This is a genomic window from Variovorax sp. SPNA7 (assembly GCF_033807855.1).
GTDB classification, from domain to species: domain Bacteria; phylum Pseudomonadota; class Gammaproteobacteria; order Burkholderiales; family Burkholderiaceae_C; genus Variovorax; species Variovorax beijingensis.
In genome coordinates this window covers 906,324-926,904 of record NZ_CP138513.1, presented here as the reverse complement: position 1 = coordinate 926,904, position 20,581 = coordinate 906,324, and the positions used below count along the sequence as shown (strand labels likewise).

At 67.2% G+C, this 20,581-nt stretch carries 16 protein-coding genes and 1 pseudogene; 8 read left to right on the top strand and 9 right to left on the bottom strand.

The window, feature by feature from the left end; all coding sequences use genetic code 11:
* Positions 1 to 51: 51 nt before the first annotated feature.
* On the top strand, positions 52 to 990 hold the full coding sequence (locus RZE77_RS04130) for a LysR family transcriptional regulator (RefSeq protein WP_319440818.1): 939 nt from the start codon (positions 52 to 54) through the stop codon (positions 988 to 990).
* Here the strand turns inward: RZE77_RS04130 and RZE77_RS04125 are convergent.
* Entirely contained in the window at positions 953 to 3,088 is a 2,136-nt protein-coding gene (locus RZE77_RS04125; RefSeq protein WP_319440817.1) for an alpha/beta hydrolase domain-containing protein, read from the bottom strand. The two genes, RZE77_RS04130 and RZE77_RS04125, sit on opposite strands and share 38 nt — an antisense overlap.
* Positions 3,089 to 3,589: 501 nt before the next feature.
* On the opposite strand from RZE77_RS04125, the gene RZE77_RS04120 reads away from it, so the two are divergent.
* The 5 genes and pseudogenes from RZE77_RS04120 (at position 3,590) to RZE77_RS04100 (ending at position 9,977) form a co-directional block, all read left to right on the top strand.
* Complete coding sequence (locus RZE77_RS04120) at positions 3,590 to 6,202, top strand: type VI secretion system Vgr family protein (RefSeq protein ID WP_319442301.1); 2,613 nt, start codon at positions 3,590 to 3,592, stop codon at positions 6,200 to 6,202.
* Entirely contained in the window at positions 6,199 to 7,725 is a 1,527-nt protein-coding gene (locus RZE77_RS04115; RefSeq protein WP_319440816.1) for a hypothetical protein, read from the top strand. The genes RZE77_RS04120 and RZE77_RS04115 overlap by 4 nt, the downstream gene beginning before the upstream one ends.
* Positions 7,726 to 7,733: 8 nt before the next feature.
* Entirely contained in the window at positions 7,734 to 8,744 is a 1,011-nt protein-coding gene (locus RZE77_RS04110; RefSeq protein WP_319440815.1) for a PoNe immunity protein domain-containing protein, read from the top strand.
* Positions 8,745 to 8,960: 216 nt separating this feature from the next.
* A pseudogene (locus RZE77_RS04105) lies at positions 8,961 to 9,275 on the top strand (PoNe immunity protein domain-containing protein); the annotation flags it as partial.
* 27 nt (positions 9,276 to 9,302) lie between these two features.
* Entirely contained in the window at positions 9,303 to 9,977 is a 675-nt protein-coding gene (locus RZE77_RS04100) for a PoNe immunity protein domain-containing protein (RefSeq protein ID WP_319442300.1), read from the top strand.
* 439 nt (positions 9,978 to 10,416) lie between these two features.
* Here the strand turns inward: RZE77_RS04100 and RZE77_RS04095 are convergent, their stop codons facing one another.
* Positions 10,417 to 10,776, bottom strand: a complete 360-nt coding sequence (locus RZE77_RS04095) for a hypothetical protein (RefSeq protein ID WP_319440814.1) — start codon at positions 10,774 to 10,776, stop codon at positions 10,417 to 10,419.
* A 60-nt stretch (positions 10,777 to 10,836) separates the two neighbouring features.
* Positions 10,837 to 11,649 carry a TSUP family transporter gene (locus RZE77_RS04090; protein WP_319440813.1) on the bottom strand — a complete coding sequence of 271 codons (813 nt, stop codon included), beginning with the start codon at positions 11,647 to 11,649 and terminating at the stop codon, positions 10,837 to 10,839.
* Positions 11,650 to 12,036: 387 nt separating this feature from the next.
* On the opposite strand from RZE77_RS04090, the gene RZE77_RS04085 reads away from it, so the two are divergent.
* Positions 12,037 to 12,999, top strand: coding sequence for an alpha/beta hydrolase (locus RZE77_RS04085; RefSeq protein ID WP_319440812.1), 963 nt, complete (start codon positions 12,037 to 12,039; stop codon positions 12,997 to 12,999).
* Positions 13,000 to 13,021: 22 nt separating this feature from the next.
* Here RZE77_RS04085 and RZE77_RS04080 read toward each other — a convergent pair whose 3' ends face one another.
* The 5 genes from RZE77_RS04080 to RZE77_RS04060 all read right to left on the bottom strand — a co-directional run bounded on the left by RZE77_RS04080 (position 13,022) and on the right by RZE77_RS04060 (position 18,175).
* Complete coding sequence (locus tag RZE77_RS04080) at positions 13,022 to 15,388, bottom strand: phosphocholine-specific phospholipase C (RefSeq protein ID WP_319440811.1); 2,367 nt, start codon at positions 15,386 to 15,388, stop codon at positions 13,022 to 13,024.
* Between the two features lie 46 nt (positions 15,389 to 15,434).
* A complete protein-coding gene (locus RZE77_RS04075) occupies positions 15,435 to 15,662 on the bottom strand; it encodes a hypothetical protein (protein ID WP_319440810.1) in 228 nt (75 codons plus the stop codon).
* Positions 15,663 to 15,767: 105 nt separating this feature from the next.
* The gene (locus RZE77_RS04070; protein ID WP_319440809.1) at positions 15,768 to 16,514 is read right to left on the bottom strand and encodes a hypothetical protein; all 747 of its coding nucleotides are present in this window, start codon (positions 16,512 to 16,514) and stop codon (positions 15,768 to 15,770) included.
* Between the two features lie 54 nt (positions 16,515 to 16,568).
* Positions 16,569 to 16,853 (bottom strand): hypothetical protein, encoded by a 285-nt coding sequence (locus RZE77_RS04065; protein WP_319440808.1) that lies wholly within the window; start codon positions 16,851 to 16,853, stop codon positions 16,569 to 16,571.
* A 119-nt stretch (positions 16,854 to 16,972) separates the two neighbouring features.
* Positions 16,973 to 18,175 carry an amidohydrolase family protein gene (locus RZE77_RS04060; RefSeq protein ID WP_319440807.1) on the bottom strand — a complete coding sequence of 401 codons (1,203 nt, stop codon included), beginning with the start codon at positions 18,173 to 18,175 and terminating at the stop codon, positions 16,973 to 16,975.
* A 138-nt stretch (positions 18,176 to 18,313) separates the two neighbouring features.
* On the opposite strand from RZE77_RS04060, the gene RZE77_RS04055 reads away from it, so the two are divergent.
* Complete coding sequence (locus RZE77_RS04055) at positions 18,314 to 19,261, top strand: DMT family transporter (protein WP_319440806.1); 948 nt, start codon at positions 18,314 to 18,316, stop codon at positions 19,259 to 19,261.
* A 219-nt stretch (positions 19,262 to 19,480) separates the two neighbouring features.
* Here the strand turns inward: RZE77_RS04055 and RZE77_RS04050 are convergent, their stop codons facing one another.
* Positions 19,481 to 20,524, bottom strand: a complete 1,044-nt coding sequence (locus tag RZE77_RS04050) for a Bug family tripartite tricarboxylate transporter substrate binding protein (protein ID WP_319440805.1) — start codon at positions 20,522 to 20,524, stop codon at positions 19,481 to 19,483.
* Between the last annotated feature and the right edge of the window lie 57 nt (positions 20,525 to 20,581).

Below are 20,581 nucleotides of genomic sequence, written 5' to 3'. Positions count from 1 at the left end.
CTTCCTTCTTTCAATGGATCGTAGCGTCGCCAGTGGTCAAATCCACCCGCCATGATCAATCTGAACCGTTTCGATCTCACTTCCTTGCGGCTTTTTGTCGCGGTCGTCGATGGTGGAAGCCTGACGGCGGGCGCAGATCGATTCGGCGTATCGCTTCCGGCGGCCAGCAAGCGCATCACCGATCTCGAGCAGCACTGCGGCATGGCGCTGCTCCAGCGCGGCCAGCGCGGCGTGACCGCCACGCCGGAGGGACAGACCCTGCACCGGCACGCGATCGAGGTGATCGCGTGCCTCGAACAGCTGGTGCAGGCGGTCGACGATCTTCAATCCGGTGCCACCGGCCATCTGCGGCTGTGCGCCAATCCTTCCGCTTTCGGCGGCTTCCTGCCCAGCGTGCTGGCCGAGTACGCCCGCCGCTATCCGCAGGTGGTGATCGACATGGAAGATGCCCTGAGCGAGGACGGCATCCGCGCCGTGCAGAAAGGCACGGCGGAGTTGGCCGTCATCGGCGACAACGTGCCGCACGAGGGCCTGGAAACCCTCGTCTGCAATATCGACCAGTTGGTGCTGCTGGTGCCGGCGGGCCATGCGCTGGACGGCCGGCAGAACGCCGCCCTCGCGGACGTGCTCGACCACGACCTGGTCACGCTGGCACGCAGCGCATCGCTCACGCGCAAGGTGATGGCGGCGGCCGATGCGGCCAAGCGCACGCCCCGCATCCGGGTGCAGGTGCGCAGCTTCGATTCGATGTGCCGCATGGTCTCGTTCGGGCTCGGCCTGGCGATCCTGCCGCGCGCGGCGGCGGCGCTCTATGCCCAGGCGCTCGGCCTGGTGCAGGTCGGCCTCGAAGGCATCGAGATGGAACGCGTGCTGCTGCTGGCCATGCGCAGCCGCGCGGAGCTCTCGATGCCGGCGGCTGCCCTGGTGGAAATGATCGAAAGCGCGGCGCCTTTCAGCGGAGCACGGCACTCTCCGAGGCCTGGCGGATGAGGCGGTCGCGATCCGCGGGCAGAAGAAAGCCCTCGGCGAAGGCCTTCCCGGCGGCGGCCCGCACTGCGGCCACGTAGCCCTCGTGGCTGCCGTAGCGCTCCTCGAGCGACAGGCGCGGATCGCCGCTCGCGGCCCGCTCGGCACGCGTGCGGGCGAACGGCACATAGCCGCCCACGTAGTTGCACACCTGGCCGCGGTGGAAGCCCTCGGCAGTGATGTTGAAACCCAGGTAGGTGCCCAGCGGCGCCATCACCAGCACCGTGGGAACGCCGTCGATCTCGTTGCCGTCGGCATCGACCTTCGGCACCTTCATCGGGATCAGCTTCCGGATGATCGGCGGCACGTTGGTGGGCACGCCGGAGGCTTCCGCATGATTGAATTGCGGCCCCCAGTCGTAGTCGAACACCGGAAACGCAAAGTTCTGCGGCAGGAAGATCGAATCCGGAATGCCGGGCACGCCGCCCGGAAAGCCCATTGCCTTCATGTTGGCGTCGACCAGCGTCTTGCCCGCGAGCGTGGGCCACCGGCTGGGCGGCGGCGGCGTGCCGTTCAGCACCCAGTCGCGCATCGCCAGGCGCAGCACGTTGGTGATCTCCGTGTGCGGCACCGGGTTGGCCGCCAGCGTGCCGCGGCCGAAGTTGTTGCCGGGACAGGTGGGGCCGGTAGCGGCCGCTGGCATGTGCGTGAAGCCGCCCGCGCCGCCGCCGTGGTGGCTGCTCGGCACGTAGTAGCGCCGCACATTGCGCGGCAGCGGAATGTCCGCATCGCCGGCCGTGCCGATCCACTCGGGCGTCAGCTTCAGCGCGTACACCTCGGCCGATCCGAAATGCTCGATCACCTTCGGGCAGGTGTCGTTGGCGTTGCAGCGCGAGAAGATGCTGCCGGTGGGTTGCTTGCGCACCGGGTCTGGCCAGTCCACCCACCACTGCGGGCCTTCGCTGCCCTGCTGGTAGAGCTCCAGCACGCCATCCGGCTGCGCCCAGCGCGAGTTGGCGGCCACGCGGCGGCCCGCGATGATCGGCCAGGCGCCGTCGTAGACCTTGCGGTTGCGCTCGTCCTGGTTCAGGCCCATGAAGATGAACTGCCGCACCATGTTCCCCGACTGCGACACGCCCCGCACGGCCGTGCCCTTGATGGAGCCGGCCACCGGATTGCGCGTGCCGAAGTCGTCGGCCGCCTCGTGGCGGAAGAAGGTGCCGACGTCGCGGAACGCCGCCATGCCCACGCCCAACACATAGGCGTTTTGCGCCGGATACACCACCTGGTACAGCAGCTTAGCGTCGAAGCCGTTGCGCAGGCAGATGTGCACCGGCAGGTTGCCGGGCGCATGGGCCGGGTTGATGTCGATCGGCGTGCCCGGAAACGGATTGCCGGCATCGCACTTGGCAAAGGCCCAGTCGCCCGCCGCGATGGCCGGTCCTTCGGTGACAACGCCATCGACCGTTTCCTTGATGTGCGTCTTCAGCGTTGCCTTGGTCGTGTCCAGCGTGGCCGGAAGGTAGGGCACGGGGTTGGTCTGCACCATCAGCGGCTGCGAGTCCGCGCCGCTGCGGTTGACGATGCGCCCGAACACCTTGCCTGTCACGGCCACGCCGTTCACCTTGGCAATGGGCGCCGCCACCCAGTGATTCGTGCCCTCGGCCCGGTTGGCGGGAATGCCGGTGTTGCCCGCGTTGTCCGCCTGCCAGCCGCTGCGCAGGCCAACGTCGCCCAGCTCGCGTTCGTCCACAACGATGGTGCCCGCACCGCCGCGGTTGGGCACGTCATGCCAGAGAAAGCCGCTCGCACGGCTCATGTCGACCGGCTTCACCAGGTTGAACGTGGTCTCGTAGCGCACCTTGCCGTCTGCGTCCGCACCCAGTCTGATGTCGGTGATGACGCTGTTGTGCGGATCGTTCGGGTCGAGCTCGCCGAAGGCGCGGCCGCGGATCTGCTCGTACGGGATCGCCTGCCCCGCGAGAGGCGCGACGCTGTCGATCACGATGCGGGTGACGCGGGCCTCGGCCGGCCCGGCAGCAATAACGATGGCCGCCGTGGCCATCGCCGCCGCGAGCCAGTGCAGGCGCGGCTGGCGCCCGATCGGGCTTCTGGGGTGCATGCTGTCTCCTGTCTTTTTCTTGCTCGGATCCGACGGCGTCGGCGCTGTGCATCCTCACGATTCGAGGGCATGACGGCAATTCGCGTCTGGTTTAGCCGGTCTTAACCGATGGTTAAGGAGGCTTCCTGCAGGACTGTTCCGCCCAAAAAAGAACCCGCCGAAGCGGGTTGAGGGGTAGCCAAAAAAACCTTCATTGAAGGGTTCAGGGAGAACAGAGCGTCAAGACTCTTGAATGGATTGGCTACCGGGACGGAATCTAGCAGAGCGGCCGTCCATCGAACGCCGATGCGCGACTCGCGGCACACGGCGCTGTGCATTCGTTCACGCTTTGGGCGGATGCGTTCGCGATGACTACTTTGGGCTGCTTCCTAGCCTGCAACAGCGGCTTACATAATCTCCCCACAAAACGGCCCCCCAGCCTCTGAGGGCGGCCAGGGAGCTTTCATGTCAATGTTCGATCGCGCGAGCCCGCTCGCCCGCGCCCGTGGTTCGTCCGCGTCCATGAGAAGGCGCGTCATCCTGCGCTCGCCCCTGGGCGACGCCTTGCAGTTTTATCGTTTGGCCGGCCGCGAGGCGCTCAGCCAAGCCTGCGCCTTCGACCTGGACCTGCTGGGCAGCAGCAATGCGCTGGACCCCCAGGCCATCCTGGGCAAGCCCGCCACCGTCGTGATGGAGACCGAGAGCGGCGCCCCGCGCTACCTCGCCGGCCTCGTCACCCGCTTCGGCCTGTCGCACGAAGACGACCGCCAGGCCTTCTACAAGATGCGGCTGCGCCCATGGCTGTGGCTCGCCACGCGCCGAAGCGATTTCAGGGTGTTTCAGGACCAGACCGTGCCCGAGATCGTTGCGGCCGTGCTCGGGCGCTACGGTTACCCCCTCGAGCAGAAGCTCAGCCGCAGCTACCGCCCCTGGACCTACTGCGTGCAGTACCGCGAGGACGACTTTTCCTTCGTGTCCCGCCTGTGCGAGCACGAAGGCATCTATTACTACTTCCGCCACGAAGCCGAGCAGCACGTGCTCGTGTTCGCGGACGACATCGCCAGTTCGCATCCGCCGCTGCCCGGCGGAGAGACGGTGCGCTACCACCCGCACGAACAATCAGGCATGACCGGCGGGCTGGAGGCCAGCGAACGCATCTACGAATGGGCGTCCTCGGAGGAAGTGCGCCCAGGCCACTATTTCAACGACGACTACGACTTCGAGAAACCAAGGGCCGAGCTGTCGCATCTGCGGCAAATGCCGCCCGGGCACGACCACGACGATTTCGAGCGCTGCGAATGGCCCGGCGGCTTCACCCAGCATGACGACGGCGAGACCTATGCGCGCCTTCGCACCGAGGAACAGTTGAGCGAACGCAGCCGGGTCACAGGCCGCGCCAATCGGCGCGATCTCGCGCCGGGCTGCACCTTCCGCCTGCGGGACCATCCGCGCGAGGACCAGAACCGCCAGCACCTGCTGCTGGCCGTGGACTACGAGCTGCAGGAGAACCTGCAGGCCAGCGAAGGCGCGAACGCTTCCGAGGGCTCCGTGCAGCGCTTCGCCTTCGAGGCCCAGCCCACCAGCTACGCCTGGCGCCCGCGCCGCAGCACGCCCAAGCCACGCACCCGCGGGCCGCAGACCGCCGTGGTGGTCGGCCCGGCCGGCGAAGAAATCTGGACCGACAGGTACGGGCGCATCAAGGTCCAGTTCCACTGGGACCGCCTGGGCCAGCGCAACAAGAACGCCAGCTGCTGGCTGCGCGTGTCCACCGCCTGGGCCGGCGCCACCTTCGGCGCGGCCGCGCTGCCGCGCATCGGGCAGGAGGTGATCGTCGATTTTCTGAACGGCGACCCCGACCACCCCATCGTCACCGGCCGGGTGCACAACGCCGACGAAATGCCCGCGTGGCAACTGCCCGGCCAGGCCCACCTCTGCGGCCTGCGCAGCCGCGAGCTCGGCGGCAGCCGCTCCAACCACTTGGTGCTCGATGATTTCGCAGGAAAGATTCAAAGCCAGCTCAAGAGCGACCACGACAGCTCGAGCCTGAGTCTCGGGCACATTTCCCGCATCGAGGACACGGCGGGCCGCAAGGACCTGCGCGGCCAGGGCTTCGAGCTGCGCACCGACGGCCACGGTGCCGTGCGCGCCGCCCGCGGCCTGCTGGTGAGCACCGAGGCGCGCGCCAACGCCCAGGGCCACATCACCGACATGCGCGAGACCGTCGCCAGGCTCACAGAGGGGCGCGACCTGCACGAGAGCCTGGCGCAGGTGGCGCAGCAGGCCAAGGCCCATGAGGCGGGCGACCAGGACGAGGTGAGCAAGGCACTGAAGGCGCAGAACGACGCGATCAAAGGCAGCGGCGGCCCCTCGGGCCCGGGCGAGTTCCCGGAGTTCCAGGAGCCGCACCTGACCTTGTCGAGCCCAGCAGGCATCCAGGCGACGACGCAGGGCTCGACCCACCTCGTGAGCGTCGAGCACACGGCCATCAGCAGCGGTGCCCACACCAGCGTGGCCACCGGCAACAGCTTCCTGGTGAGCGCCAAGGATGCGGTGCGCATGGTCGCCTTCAACCACGGCATCCGCATGGCGGCGGCCGCGGCCGACATCGACATCACAGCGCTGAAGGACAGCATCAACGCGCTGGCCAAGCTGGACATCAGGATGGAGGCCAACCGGATCACCATCACGGCGAAGGAAGAGGTGCTGATCAACGGCGGCTCCAGCTACACGCGCTGGACAGCGGGCGGTATCGAGAGCGGCACCCACGGGCTGTGGCGCGCGCATGCGGCTTCGCATTCGATGGTGGGGCCCAAGAGCGTGCCGGTGCAGACGCAGCCGCTGCCGTTCGTGTCGGACCAGCCCAACTGGATCGAGCTGAACCATGTCTACGACGACCTGGAGCCCGTCAAGGGCGCGCCTTACAAGCTGATCTTCGACAACGGCACCGTCATCCGCGGCAAGCTCGACGGCCTGGGCTTTGCACGCCACGACGGCGTGCCCGACGGATCGGCCCGGATCGAATGGGGCGAAGACGAGCGGCCCTGGGGCGGCGAGACCCGGCACCCCAACGAGCGCTATGGAGCCGCTGCGAGCGCCCGGTCAGCCGTGGCCCTGGTCCAAGGACTGCTGTCGTGATTCCCGCGCGCACCATTCCCATCGTCCAGGTCCAGCCGAAGCTCGGCGACGCGGTGCGCATGGCCGTCGGCGAGATCGCCCGCTTCCTGGGCATGTTCTATCCGCCGGAGGCCATTGCGCGCACCCGCTCCGCCGAGGCCGTCGCCGGCCAGTGGCTGTCGCGCATCAAGGGTTTCCATGCCGATGACGACTTCCTGCACCTGACCCGCGACTTCCTGGCCTTTGCGCTCGGCAGCGGCGCAGGCGGCAGCGGGCGCATCCAGGCCGCGGACCCGTTGGCCTACTACTTCAGCGGCTTCATGCCCAGCTACGGCGCGGCCTGCATCCTGCTGGCGATGGCGGCCGAGAAGCAGCCCTGGAGTCACCTGCAGGCGTTCATGCATGGCCTGAGCTATGGCAATGCCCGCGCATACGTCGAGAGTTTCGACTGGGGCGGCGGGCAGAAGAAGGCCCAGGCCGAGATCGATGCCTGGCAGGGCATTCTGCAGCGGCAGGCCAATGAGCTGGAGATCGCCGCCGACGGGCTCGACAGCTGGGCGAACGAACCGCCCCTCGTGCTGGCGTTCGCGCCGGATGGCGATCCCCTGGCGCCGCGCTCGGACGTGCCGCCGCAGTACCGGACGCCGCCGAAGCCATCCACGGTCCCGGTGCCCATCGAACCCGCGCCACCTCTGCGAGCACCCAGTCCCGCTCCCGGATTGGGTGCGACGCTGCTGCGTGCCCCGTGGCTGATCCTGCTGCTGCCGCTGATGCTCTCGGGCGACACGCCGCAGCCGAAAGAGGAACCAGGGCGCATCGTCGTTCCGCTGGACAAGGCCGACGCCGATGCGGCGGTGAACACCACGAACAACGACTGCAAGCCGCAGAGCGACGAGAACCGAAAGAACGGAACCGAATGCGAGGAGGACGGCTATGTGCTGATGGAGCAGGCGCTGCAGTATGCGCGGCTGGTCGATCCGCCCAAGGGCAAGGGGCTGGACGGGTTGTTCGAGAAGCGCGTGCCCTTCGATCAGCCCAACCCGATGCCCACGACCGTTGAAATCCCCAAGCCGGGCAAGCTGCTCTTCATTCCGCCGACAGACAGGCCACCGCAGTCAAGGTACGACTTCACAGGCAAGCCGCCGAAGAGCACCTATCCGAAGTTCGTGGTGTTCGAGGCCAAGCACATGGCCAGGACGTTCGAGGCGAACGATACCGAGGGGATCAAGAAGGAGGCCAAGTACAGGCTCAAAAATACATGTGATGGGCAGCAGATGAGCAAGCCGTGGACCGAGAGACGGATTCCGCAGGCCCTTGAGCGGCAATACCCGAAAGCAGGAAATAGAGTCTTCCGGCAAGGCAAGATCGAAGCAATCGAAGATTCTGGTTATGCCCGGTGGATCTTCATCTGTTTGCCCGGCCCAATCGGCAGCAACACCAAGCTCTATGTGCTGATCGACGTCATAGCCTCAGGCATGGACTTGGAAAGCAAGATGCCCAAGCCGCGCAAGGGGACTGCACCTTACGACAGCAACACATACTAGGACACGATATGACTTTCAAAGACGTGCGCAGGCAAAGGCTACTTGGAGAACCTCACGCCATTGAGCGTGAAGACGAACTGACCTATGTCATCGATAGAGCGAAGTCGAGGGTGGATGACCCCGCTCTATCAGCGGATGCACGTGGAAGTTCGGCGTGGAGAGCTGCCTATAGCCAGCTGGAGTTGCTGATTCTTCGCTACACCGCAGGTCACTCCATTTCTGAGCTGTCGCGCGATATTCCTTCCGTCATTGCCGCGTTTGACGTGTATGTCCCCCTGAACAACCCGCCGCCTCAAGAGGCCCACACGCTCACCATCACCCAGCACGAAGCCTACGTCTACGTGATGTGGCTACTGGCGCTGTGCCGGCTGCTGGGCCACGCCGAACTGGTTCCAACCGTCATGCGCTGGATCGACAAGAACGCCGAATACAACCGGGGCCGAGATGGCCTGTTCGAGGCGGTGGTCGAGAAGCTCACAGGCAAGAAGGAGCCCGTCGAGCGCGTGCTGCTGCATCCCGCGGCCTACCGCCCGCTCGCCAAGGCCACGGCACCCGACACACAGGACCGCCCGGCACTGGTCAAGGAGTTCCTCGACGGCTGGTACAAGAACATGAAGGATTGCTACTGGCACGGCACCCACACCGACAAGGAGGGCTCCTCCTACTTCGGCTACTGGGCCTTCGAGGCTGCGTTGGTCACGGTGTTGTGGAACATCGACGACAGCAGCTACCGCGACCACCTGGTCTATCCCAAGGACCTGGCCGACTGGGCGCGGGAGCACCGGTCCAGTGTCTCCCCGCACGATCCGTCCTATCGGCCTGCAGGCGAGGCATCGACGGCGCGCAAGCCGCTCATCCCCGGCGGCGAGCCCTGCCCGCAGGCCGGCTGGTGGTTCACACCGGCCCAGTTGGACAGCCGGCGCTACTTCGACAAGGGCGAGATTATGCCGATCATCAAAGGCTGTTCCTTCGGCGACACGAACTGGCAACAGACGGGCGATCCAACGGATGGCAAATGATGGATCAGGCTGCAGCCAGCAGTGCTGGACGGGTGAAGTGAACACTCGGGGCACACCCATGCTCAACGGGATATTCGTATTGCTTGCCAGGCCCTGTCGGCAGTGGCACCAAGCTATACGTGCTGATCGACGTTGTGGCGTCCGGCGTGGATTTGGAAAGCGCGGTGCCAAAGTTACGCAAGTCTTCAGGCTCGCCGCAGGATTCGACATATTGAGGTGCCCGTGAAGTTCAACGACATTCGCAGGCAGCGGTTCTTAGATGAACCTCACGCAAAGGAGCGCGATGACGATTTGACTTATCGCATTGAGCTGGACAGACCTTACCTTCATGACGAAAGCTTGGTTTTGGAGGCCAAAGGTAGTTTGGCTTGGAGCGCGGCCACAAGCACGCTCGAGCTTCTGATTCTTCGCTACACAGCCGGCCGGCTGATCTCAGAGTTGTCGCGAGAACTGCCTGCGGTCATTGAGGCGTTCGAACAGTACATACCGTTCGATCAGCCTCGACCCATTGAAGCACACACACTCACCATCACCCAGCACGAAGCCTACGTCTACGTGATGTGGCTGCTGGCGCTGTGCCGGCTGCTCGGCCATGCCGAACTGGTTCCAACCGTCATGCGCTGGCTCGACAAGAACGCCGAATACAACCGGGGCCGCGACGGCCTGTTCGAGGCGGTGGTCGAAAAGCTCACAGGCAAGAAGGAACCCGTCGAGCGCGTGCTGCTGCATCCCGCGGCCTACCGCCCGCTCGCCAAGGCCACGGCACCCGATGCGCAGGACCGGCCGGCACTGGTCAAGGAGTTCCTCGACGGCTGGTACAAGAACATGAAGGATTGCTACTGGCACGGCACCCACACCGACAAGGAGGGCTCCTCCTACTTCGGCTACTGGGCCTTCGAGGCCGCGCTGGTCACGGTGTTGTGGAACATCGACGACAGCAGCTACCGCAACCACCTGGTCTATCCCAAGGACCTGGCCGACTGGGCGCGGGAGCATCGGTCCAGGGTCTCCCCGCACGATCCTTCCTATTGGCCTGCAGGCGAGGCATCGACCGCCCGCAAGCCGCTCATCCCCGGCGGCGAACCCTGCCCGCAGGCCGGCTGGTGGTTCACCCCGGCCGAGTTGGACAGCCGGCGCTACTTCGAGAAGGGCGAGATCATGCCGATCATCAAGCGCAGTTCCTTCGGCGACACGAACTGGCAGCAGATGGGCGATCCCAAGGACGACAAGTGATGGACCAGCCAGTGGATGGGACGCCGTTCGCGTTGGCGGTGCGGCAGTTGGGGCGAAGGCCGCATCAAGCCAGCGCACGCGCGTCGCGGCGGCACACCGTCTGGTGCCGAACGGGTTGCGGCGAGGCCGCGGAGTGCGGGCCGCTCGGTTGGTGGCCATGCTGCAGCCAGCAGTGCTGGGCGGCGTGGAAGGAATCCGAGGAGAACGCAGGAACTCGCCCGAGCAACACCCCAAGATGAGGTGCATCACTCCCGCCTCAGCGCACCGCATCAGAGTTCGTTGCAATAGCAGCTGACAGGCTCACCATCAAGTCATAGCTCATGCGACTGCCTCCTCCTGGTTCGGAACCTCACTGTAGCTTCCGTCAATGACAGGCGGGGCACAAAGGCGCCCGGATCGCCGCAGGTTCAGCTCGCATCGCGTATCGGCAGCCGCGAGTTCAGGGGTCGTTGGCTTCCGGTGCGGCGGCACCCGCTTTGGCGGCGCTCGCAACCACGTCGCAGGCAGCCCTCAATGCGGCCGCAACCTCTTGCGGCTCGCGGCGCAGTTCGACGATGTCGCGCTCTCCAACGCAGTAGCCGTCGAGACGCACGTAGATGCGCTTGAAGTCGCCACCGAGTGCGCGCGCCACGTCGAGCAGGCAGTCGGCGAGTGTGACGAAACCGCCATTGCTGTACGAGCTGGGCGGGATCACGCCCTTCGAACGCGGTGCGCGAACGGAATAGGCGTACGACGCAGCATCCTTCCGCAACTCCACCACGGGCTGCAGGCCGCATCCGACGTCCCTTGCGCTTCTCATGGCCGGAGTGTAAGTGTCCCTAGACCGGCAACCGCGTGCATGCGAGCGCAGTGGGGGCTCTCACAACCTGCCCGCAAGCCACTGATGGACGGGGTGCGCCGGAGCCAGCATCAGCTTGAAGGCAATGGCGCAGCAAACCACCATGAGCAGCGGCCGGATGAGCCTGGCGCCGGCACGGATCGCCAACCTGGACCCCACCAGCGCACCGATGAACGCCCCTAGACCCATCACCACGCCGATGCGCCAGTGCACAAGCCCGTGAAAGAGGTAGATGGAAAGCGATCCCAGGATCGACGCGAGGTTGAGCAGCTTGGTGTGCGCGGTGGCCCGTACCACGCCCCAGCCCAGCAGCAGGACAAACGCGATCATGAAGAAGGAGCCCGTACCCGGACCGAAGGCCCCGTCGTAGAACCCGATCACGATCGCGGCAGTCACGCAGAAGGCAGCCATCGAAATTCTCTGCCCGGCATCGTCGTCGGTCATCTTGGGCGACAGGGCGAAATACAGCGCCATGGCGATCAGGAGAAAAGGCAGGCCGGTCTTCACCGCCTGCTGCGGAACCGAACTGATCGCCAGCGCGCCAAGGACCGAACCCACGCAAGCCAGGAGGGCGGCGGGCCAGATCCGCCTCCACTCGATCAAGCCTGCGCGCCCGAAACTCGTGGTCGCGGAGACCGCCCCCAGGGTCGCTTGCAGCTTGCTCGTTGCGATGGCCGAGACTGGGTCCAGACCCGCGATCACCAGCGCGGGCACGGTCACCAATCCGCCGCCGCCTGCGATGGCGTCGAAGGCCCCCGCAATGAATGCGACCCCGGCAAGAATGCACAGGATGGAAAGCGAATGGTCGCCTGCCAGGAAGCCGATCATGTCCATGAGGCGGGGACCGGCGGGGCGGGCTCTATCGGCCGAATCGGGCACGCGGTTTCTCCACGCGGCCCGCGCTGGACTCTCATCGATCTGCTCCCTGTTGACTGAGAAGCCCGGGACCATTGCGATCGAATGCCGGGCGGTGGTCCAGTATCTTGTGCCGCGCCCCTGCGTCCAAGCCCGCAGTCCCGCCCACTGGGAATGGACGCTTCTTTCTATCTCTTCGGGATTGGGGCTGATACGACTTTTTCGTTTTTGATCTACCGCGGATAGCGCCGCACCCACGGCTTCCCGTGGCATCCTGAAAAAGTCCGCATCGGGCCGGCGCGCTTTTTTCTTGGCGCGACGCCCCTGATGCGCCTCTTCAGGCCACCAGCTTCGAGGAAAACTCCGATGCAGCTCGGGCACAGGATGCGTGCGTTCGTATGGATCGGCAGCTGGGCGCTCGCGCTCGGAATGTGGAGTTGCGGCGGAGGTGGTGGAGGCGGCGGTGGAGGCGGCGGTGGCGGCGCCTTTTTGCCGGTAGCCACCGTTGCGCCGCCGGCCGATACGCCCGCCACGCCGCCGCCCGATGCACCGGCCGCGCCACCCGAACCGGCACCCGAGCCCGCGCCCGCGGCACCCGCCGAATCGCCGCCCGCCACCAGCCGCGTCGTTTCCGACACCATCACCTCGGCCAAGACAGGCGCAAGCTACGCGCTCGAGATCTACCTGCCGGCCTCCTACGACGGCGGCTCGGCGGCCTATCCGGTCATCTATGCGATGGACGCCGACGGGGTCTTCAATCCGCCCAACACGCGGTTTTCGGACCTCAGGAACATCCTCGAGCAGCGCCGCACCGAAGCGATCCTGGTCGGCATCGGCGGCACGGCGCGCCGCGAGCAGGACTACACGATGCCCGGCGCCGTGCCGTACCACGACTTCCTCGTGCTCGAACTGGTGCCGTTCATCGAGGCGAAGTACCGCGCCGATGCAAAAAGCCGCCTGCTGACGGGGCTGTCGCTGAGCGGGAGCATGGCCGGCATCGCGCTGTTCCTCGAAGGCGCGGCAGGCAGCCTGGTGTTCTCGCACTTCCTGGCGTTCGAAGGCGCATTCGCCTTCCAGGCGGCCGAGTACGAAGGCCTCGAGCAGCAGATGCACGATGCGCTCGGCGGCAGGCCCTTGCCTGCAACGCTGGTTCTCACGCGCTGCGACAACCCGGTCGAGTGCAACTTCGAGCCGGTGGGCCGGATGCACGCGCGGCTGATGGCCCGCGGCTACCCGGGCCTGTCGATCAGCGAGGCCACCTACTCGACAACGCACACCCAGACCGACATTCCATCGTTCGCCGATGCGATCGCCAGGCTGCTGCCGTAGCTGCACGCAGCCCCTTCCCAGCTCAGAAGCGGTCCTGCAGCCCCATGGCCGGATCGCTCACCGAATGCCGGCCGGTCTCGATGCGGCCGGCCAGGCGCCGGTAGAAGGAAGGATCGGCATCGCAGGTCACGACGAAGTCGTACCACTGGCCGCTCGCGTCCAGGCTCCAGCGCATGCCAGTTTCTCCGCCGCCCTTGACGCGGATGCTCCACGAGCCGTCGGGGTTGTGGCCGTAGGTGCCCTTGTCGTCATTGCCGTGCCCATCGTTGCCATGGCCGTTGTTGCCGTTGCGGTCCCTGCCGCCGGCCTGGTAGGCATCGGGGCGCGGATAGGCCTTGTTGGGCTGCACGGTGAAGCGGCAATCTCGCCGGCCGTCATTGCGCATCTGCAGGTAGAGGTCGCCGCGGCGCGCGTCGTAGCCCACGCGGATCTCGGGCGCGGGCGCGCTGCCGGCGCGCAGCCGGTTCAGGTCGCCCTTGAACTGGCGATGAAAGCCGTTGGGGCCGAGCACCCACAGGTCGTACAGGCCGGCGTCGTCGGCCATGGCGTTCCAGTGGCCGTCGAGCTGCTTGCCGGGCTCCACCACGTAGCGGCGCGGCAGGCGATCGGACAGGTGCAGCTTGTCGTAGACATGGAACACGGCGGCGGCGCGGCCGCTGTTGGCGAACAGCAGCTGGACGCGGCCATTGAGCGCATCGCTGCGCGCGCTGGTGTGCAGCTCGTAGGGCAGCGCGCGCGAAGGGCGCACGCCGGTGGCCTGCACCGGCAGCTCGGCGTCGGCCGCGGGCACGATCTTGGGCAGCGCCTCCTGCGCGGCGGTCAGCGCATCCGCCTCGGCCTTGGTCTTGCGGCCGGGCAGCACGGGCAGCGGCTCGTCGTTGGGGCGCTCGAAGTTGAAAGCGCTGGTGAGGTCGCTGCAGACGGCACGGCGGTACTTGCTGATCTGCGGCTCGGCCACGCCGAAGCACTTCTCCAGGAACATGAGCGTGGAGGTGTGGTCGCAGACCTGCGAGTTGACCCAGCCGCCGCGGCTCCAGGGCGAGACCACCCACATCGGCACGCGCGGGCCGGGGCCGTAGGGGCGGCCGTCCATGGCGGGCTGCTTGGGCGTGGCCGGCGTGTGGTTGTGGTACTCGACGGCCGTGTCGGCCTCGGCCAGCGTGGTGGCGCCGGCCAGCGAGCCGTCGGGGTTGCGCGAGGGCACTGCGGGCGATGGCAGGTGGTCGAAGAAGCCGTCGTTCTCGTCGAAGTTGATGAGCAGCACGGTCTTGCTCCAGACCTCGGGGTTGGCGGTCAATGCGTCCAGCACTTCCTGCACGTACCAGCTGCCCTTGGCCGGGCTCGACGGACCGGGATGCTCGCTGTAGGCCGACGGCGAGATGATCCACGACACCGCGGGCAGGGTGCCGTTGCGGATGTCCTCGCGGAAGGTTTCGAGAAAGCCCTGCGGCATGGTGTTGCCGAAGCCCTTGGCCAGCGGGCTGAGCGCATCGTCGATGGCCGGGTCGTAGAACGGGCCGGCGGCGGTCACCGGCTGCGTGATGTCGGTCGCGGGAACGTACACGGGGCGGCGCGCCGCCGGCATCTGCTCGATGGCGGTGCGCCAGTGGCGGAAGCTCATCATCTCATTGCAGCCGAAGTTGTCGATCAGGCTCTGGTAGACCTTCCACTTCACGCCGGCCTTCTCGAGCCGGTCGGCATAGGTGGTCCAGGTCCAGCCTTCGGTGGATGCGCCAATGTCGTTGCCGGCGTTGAACTGGTTGTTGAGCACCGCGAGCTGCACCTTGCTGCCGTCGACCGGGCTGATGCCGTTCGGCCCATTGGTGCCGCTCCAGTAGAACAGGCGGTTCGCGATGGTGCCGGTGTGCATGCCGCAGTGGTAGTGGTCGCACAGCGTGAAGGCCTCGGCCAGCGCGCGCTGGAAAGGCACCTCGGCGGTGTCGTAGTAGCCCATCGACAGCAGGTTCTTGACGTCCGGCCACTTGAACATGCGGCCGTGGTCCCACGCGGCCTGCGAGTCGGACCAGCCGTGCGGCGTGCTGCCCGCGCGCTGCGCGTTGCCCTTGCTCTCGTCGAGGCGGTAGGGCGTGTAGGTGCTGGGCGGCGTGGTCTTGGTGTAGGTCTGGTGGAAGATGGTCTTGCCGTTGGGCGCGGGCACGGCAAAGCGGTCGCCGTAGCCGCGCACGCCCTTGAAGGTGCCGAAATAGCTGTCGAAGGAACGGTTCTCCTGCATCAGCAGCACGACGTGCTTGACGTCCTTGATGGTGCCGGTCTCGTGGTGCGCGGGAATGGCCAGCGCGCGGCGAATGCTGGGCGGAAAGGTGGCCAGCGTGGCGGCGGCAATGCCGGAGCCGGTGGCGGTCTGGAGGAACTTGCGGCGTGTGGTCATGGCGGGGTTCGTCTTGGTTTTGAGGATGCCGGAACGCGATGGCGCGTCAGGGCGCGTAGCTCACGCTGGGCTCGCTGCCCGCGCCGGACGAGGCTGCATCGGTCTTGCCGGCCGTGCCTGCAGGGGTCTGGTCCGAACCGAGCGCGCTGCCCGACGTGGCAGCGGCGCCGCTGAAGCCACTGCCGCCTCCGCCATCACCGCCGCCGCAGGCGGTCAATGCAAGGGCCAGTACCGACAGCGCGAGCGGTGCGCGCAGGATGAATCGTGGATGCATGGATGAGGGCACTCCTTTTTTCTCGAGGCGGTTGGAGGGCCTCCAGCCTAAGAAAGAGCTGTGACATCGCGATGTAGCGGCGATGACGGCGTGCCTGCCTGTCGCTCAGCCGGCGCGCCGCCATCGGCCGGATTCCGGGCACAGGCTGGCCGGCTCGCCATCGACCTGGACCTGCTCTTCGTCGAGTTGCGATGCGGTCGGCGCATCGACGTCGAAGGCAATGCGAAGCGCGCGCGCTACATGCGCATCCTCGATCGGAAGCTCCCAGCTCAGGAACACCTGGGTGCAATCCTCGCCGGGTGCGAAGTGGGCCGCATCGAAGCCGCTGCTGCCGCGCCGGATCACGGCATGCGGCTGGCCTGTATCGAAGAGCAGGACCGTGCCGCGGGCCAGGGGGATTCGCTGGCCGGTAGAGGGAAAGTGCACATCCAGTTCCTTGTCCTCGCAGAGGAACAGATTGCAGAACGCGGCGCCGCCGTATTGCGCGCCGTCATGGTGGTAGCTCGCGCCGCGGCAGGCCATGAGCGCGACTTCGCTGGAGGCGAGGAGCGCTTCGGGCCAACCGATGGTGCGCGTCCAGTCGGACATGGCCTGCACGCAGCGCCTGTAGTCCGGCCAGCGCGCACGCGCACGCGCCAGCGGCAAGGGTTCGACGTCTCCGGGCTCCAGCGCCAGGCGCGAGGAAACCTCGCGCTCCCAATCTGCAATGAGGCGCGCCGGAGGTGCAGGCACATCGACTCTGTCTGACAACACCACATCGCCCACGCTGCGGCTGCGCATGGCGTCGCCGCCCAGGAAGTAGGAAACGAGGCGGTCTTCTCGCACGCGATGCGGTGGAGGGGAAAGGCTCATCCGCAGCAGTGTAGTGAGGCGGGTTCCGCCTGCCCGCTTTCGCCGCCGGGGGCGTCAGGGCCTGAGCGTGGGCCCCCGCCTCGAATAGGCCAGCGCGGCGAGCAGCCCCAGGCCCGCCATGGCCGCGGCACCCCAGGCCACCGCCGGACTGCAAAGCATGCGGGCCAGCGGCGAACGTTGTCCGCCGGCCGTTGCTATGCCCGTGGCAGCCTGCTCGAGCGGCGTGAGCGGCCGCGCCGTGTTCGGGTTTTCTTCGCCCTGGAGGACGGCCTGGGAAATTTCCAGCGGCGTCAGTTCATCGGCAACGGGTCCGGACAGCGATTTGTCGTTGGCGCGCATGGAAGAAGCCTTTCGTTCGGGGATTGAATCAGCGGCGAAGACTCTCCCGGCGCCGGCCCGGCGCTCTACAGCCGGCAGCGGACTTTCGCGTAGGCCGAGGGCGCACATGGCGGCGCGGGCTACAAGGACGCCACCTCGGCCTGCAGCACGCCGTTGCGCGCCACGACACGGCCGCCCGCCACCACCAGCCTGCGCACCGGCCGCGCGACCATGGCCTGCGCCACCGTCTGCGCATCGACCAGCACCAGGTCGGCGCGGCAGCCCGCGTCCAGGCCATAGGCCTCGAAGCCGCAGCCGCGCGCGCCGGCGTGGGTGACGGTGTCGAGCGCCACGTCGATCTCGTCATCGCGGCGCAGGTTGTAGCGCATGCCGATCAGCATCGCGCGCTCCAGCATGTCGGGATTGCCGTAGGGCGACCAGGTGTCGCGGATGCCGTCGTTGCCGCCGAGCACCGTCACGCCGGCCTTGCGGCAGGCCATGAGCGGCGGCACGCTGCGCGATGGCGGCGCACTGGTGACCAGCACCACGCCGAGCCGGGCCATGCGCGCGAGCAATGCGTCGCGCTCGCGCTCGCCCAGGTCGCCCAGGCAGAAGCCGTGGCTCACCGCCACCTTGCCCTGCATGCCCAGCGCCTCGGTGCGCTGCAGGATCAGGTCCAGCGAGAACGCGCCCATGGCGCCGGGCTCGTGCAGATGGATGTCGAGCGGGCGCTGGTGCCTGTCGGCAACGCCGAAGAGCACATCGAGCGAGCGCACCGGATCGCCGTCGATCGCGCAGGGGTCGAGGCCGCCGAGCACATCGGCGCCCTGCGCGAGCGCCTGGCCAAGCAGTTCGGCCGTCCCCGGCCTTCCCAGGAGGCCCGACTGCGGGAACGCGACGACCTGGATCTGCAGCAACTCGCAGAGCGTCTGCCGCGTGCGCAGCGTGCCTTCGAGATGGCGCAGGCCCGCTTGCGTGTCGACGTCCACATGCGTGCGCAGCCGCGTGGTGCCGCGTGCGAGAAAAGCCTTGGCCAGCACCAGCGACTGGGCGGCCGCGTCGTGCCCGCTCGCATGCCGGAAGGCGCGCTCGTTCTCGATCTTGTCGATGAGCTTGGCACCGACCTCGTTGCAGTACCAGTCCATGCCCCACAGCGTCTTGTCGAGATGGGTGTGGCCTTCGACCAGGCCGGGCAGCAGCAAGGCGCCGCCGCCCTCCTCGACGGCGGCATCGGCGGGCGTGGAAAGCGCGGCGCCGGTTTCCGCGATGCGGCCATCGCGCACCAGCACATCGACGGGGGAAGCGCCCATGGGGCGCACATTGCGGATCAGGAGCGAAGGCATGGAAAGTCGGTCGGTCGTTGAATGCGTGGGGATCAGGGCCGTGTGCAGCGTACCCAGATTCGGGCCCGTGGTCATCACGCGCACGTTTCGTTGCAGGCCGAAGTGTCCGCGCTGCGAACTCCCGATGATCGGTGCACCATGCCAACGACCTCACTCGCTACTACCGCCGCCAAGCCCGCGCCCCGCATCGCCTTCGAATGGATGCTGCTCGCCGTACTCGCCACCTGCTGGGGCGCCTCCTACACCTTCATCAAGATCGGCGTCCAGACGCTGCCGCCCGTGACGCTGATCGCGGCGCGCACGCTGATTGCCGGCCTGCTGCTGCTCGCGCTGCTGCGCCTGCGCGGCGTGCGGCTGCCGCGGGAGCCCGCGATGTGGCGCCGCTTCGCGGTGCAAGCCTGCTTGAACAGCGTGCTGCCGTTCACGCTCATCGCGTGGGCCGAGCGCAGCGTGGATGCCGGGCTCGCCACCATCCTCAACTCGACTTCGCCGATCTTCATCTTCCTGCTGGGCCTGGGCATGGGCGGTGCGGAGAAGCCGACGCTGCGCCGGCTCTTCGGCGTGGCGGCGGGCCTCGCGGGCATCTGCCTGATCGTCGGCTTCGAGGCGTTGCACGGGCTCGGGCATTCGCTGCTCGCGCAGCTCGGGCTGGTGGCTGCCGCCGTCTGCTACGGCTGCGCGGCCATGTTCGGCCGCGTGTTCAAGGGACTCGACCCGATGGTGCCGGCCGCGGGCTCGCTGCTCTGCGGTGCGGCGATGCTGCTGCCCGCGAGCCTCGCGGTCGACCGGCCGTGGACGCTGGCGCCTTCAGCCGCATCGATGATCGCCGTGCTGGCGCTCGCAGTGCTCTCCACGGCCCTCGCCTTCACGATCTACTTCCGGCTCATCAAGACGCTCGGGCCGATGTCGACGGCAGCGCAGGCCTACCTGCGCGTGCCCATCGGCGTGATGATCGGCGTGGTGTTCCTCGGCGAGGCGCTCTCGCCCACCGCGTGGGCCGGGCTCGCGTGCATCGTGGCGGGCGTGGTCGCGATGACGGTGCCCGCGCGCGGCTGGCCGCCCATGATCCGGTTCCGGACGCGATGAAGAGCCGCATCGCCTACGCTACAGCAAGGGCATCGTCAGGCTCAGCAAGACCCTGTAGTCCGCACCGTCAGGGCACGATCTGTCTGCCGCAAACCAGCCGCGTACCTTGTGCGCAGGGCATCGGGTGCTCCCCGCAGCGAAATCAAGGAGGAGGCCGAAGGCCGGGGGACATTCGCGGAGGGGAGCACCCGGTGGCCTGCGCACGCGCCCCAACGCCCCTCAGTCGATGCTGATGTTCGCGGCCTTGGCCACCTCGGCCCACTTCACGCGGTTGTCGTGCACCGTCTTCTTGAACTGCGCGGGCGACTCGATGCGCACGGTGTTGCCCTGGCTTTCGAAGCGCTCGCGGATCTCGGGCTGCTCGAGCACCGCCTTCACGGCGGCGTTGAGCTTGTCGACGATCTGCGCGTCGGTGCCCTTGGGCGCGAAGATGCCGAACCAGATCGAGCTGTCGAAGCCCTTGGTGCCCGGAAGGCCGCTGGAGGCGATGGTGGGCACCTCCTTGACCGCGGCCACCGGCGCGGCGGTGGTCACGCCCAGCAGCCGCACCTTGCCGGCCTTGTAGTGCGGCAGCACCGTCTGCACCTGGTTCATGATGCAGCAGGTCTCGCCGCGCACCACGGAGGTGATGGCCTCGGGCCCGCCCTTGTAGGGCACGTGCACCATCTTCAGGCCGAGGCGCGAATTGAACTCGGCAAAGGCCATGTGCGTGCCGGCGCCGTTGCCTGTAGACGCATAGTTGTACTTTCCGGGGTTGGCCTTGACGAGATCGACGAACTCCTTCAAGGTCCTGGCGTTGATCACGTCCGGGTTGATGGTGAGCACGTTCGAGACGTCGAGCACCGGCGCCACCGGCACGAAGTCGGCCTCCACGTCGAACGGCAGCTTCTTGTAGAGCGCGGCGTTGCTGCCATGCGTGGCGGCGGTGCCGAACGAAAGCGTGTAGCCGTCGGGCTTGGCATGGGCCACGTACTCGCTCGCGATGTTGCCGGCCGCGCCCGACTTGTAGTCGATGATGACGGGCTTTCCGAGCTGCCGGGCGAGCGGCTCCTGGATGGCGCGGGCCACCACGTCGACGCCCGAGCCGGCCGGAAAACCCATGATCAGCGTGACCGGCTGCTGCGGCCAGTCGCCCTGCGCAAAGGCCGCGGACGATGCGGCCGCACCCAGGGCGGCGCCTGCCAGCAGCAAGGCCGGGCGGAGGCGCCGCGCGAAGAACGACGACGAGAACCTGAGGTGGCGAGTGAAGGGAGAATGGATCATGACTGTCTTTCCTCGATGCGGGCGGTGCAGCCCGGGATTGTGGCGCGCGGTTCATGC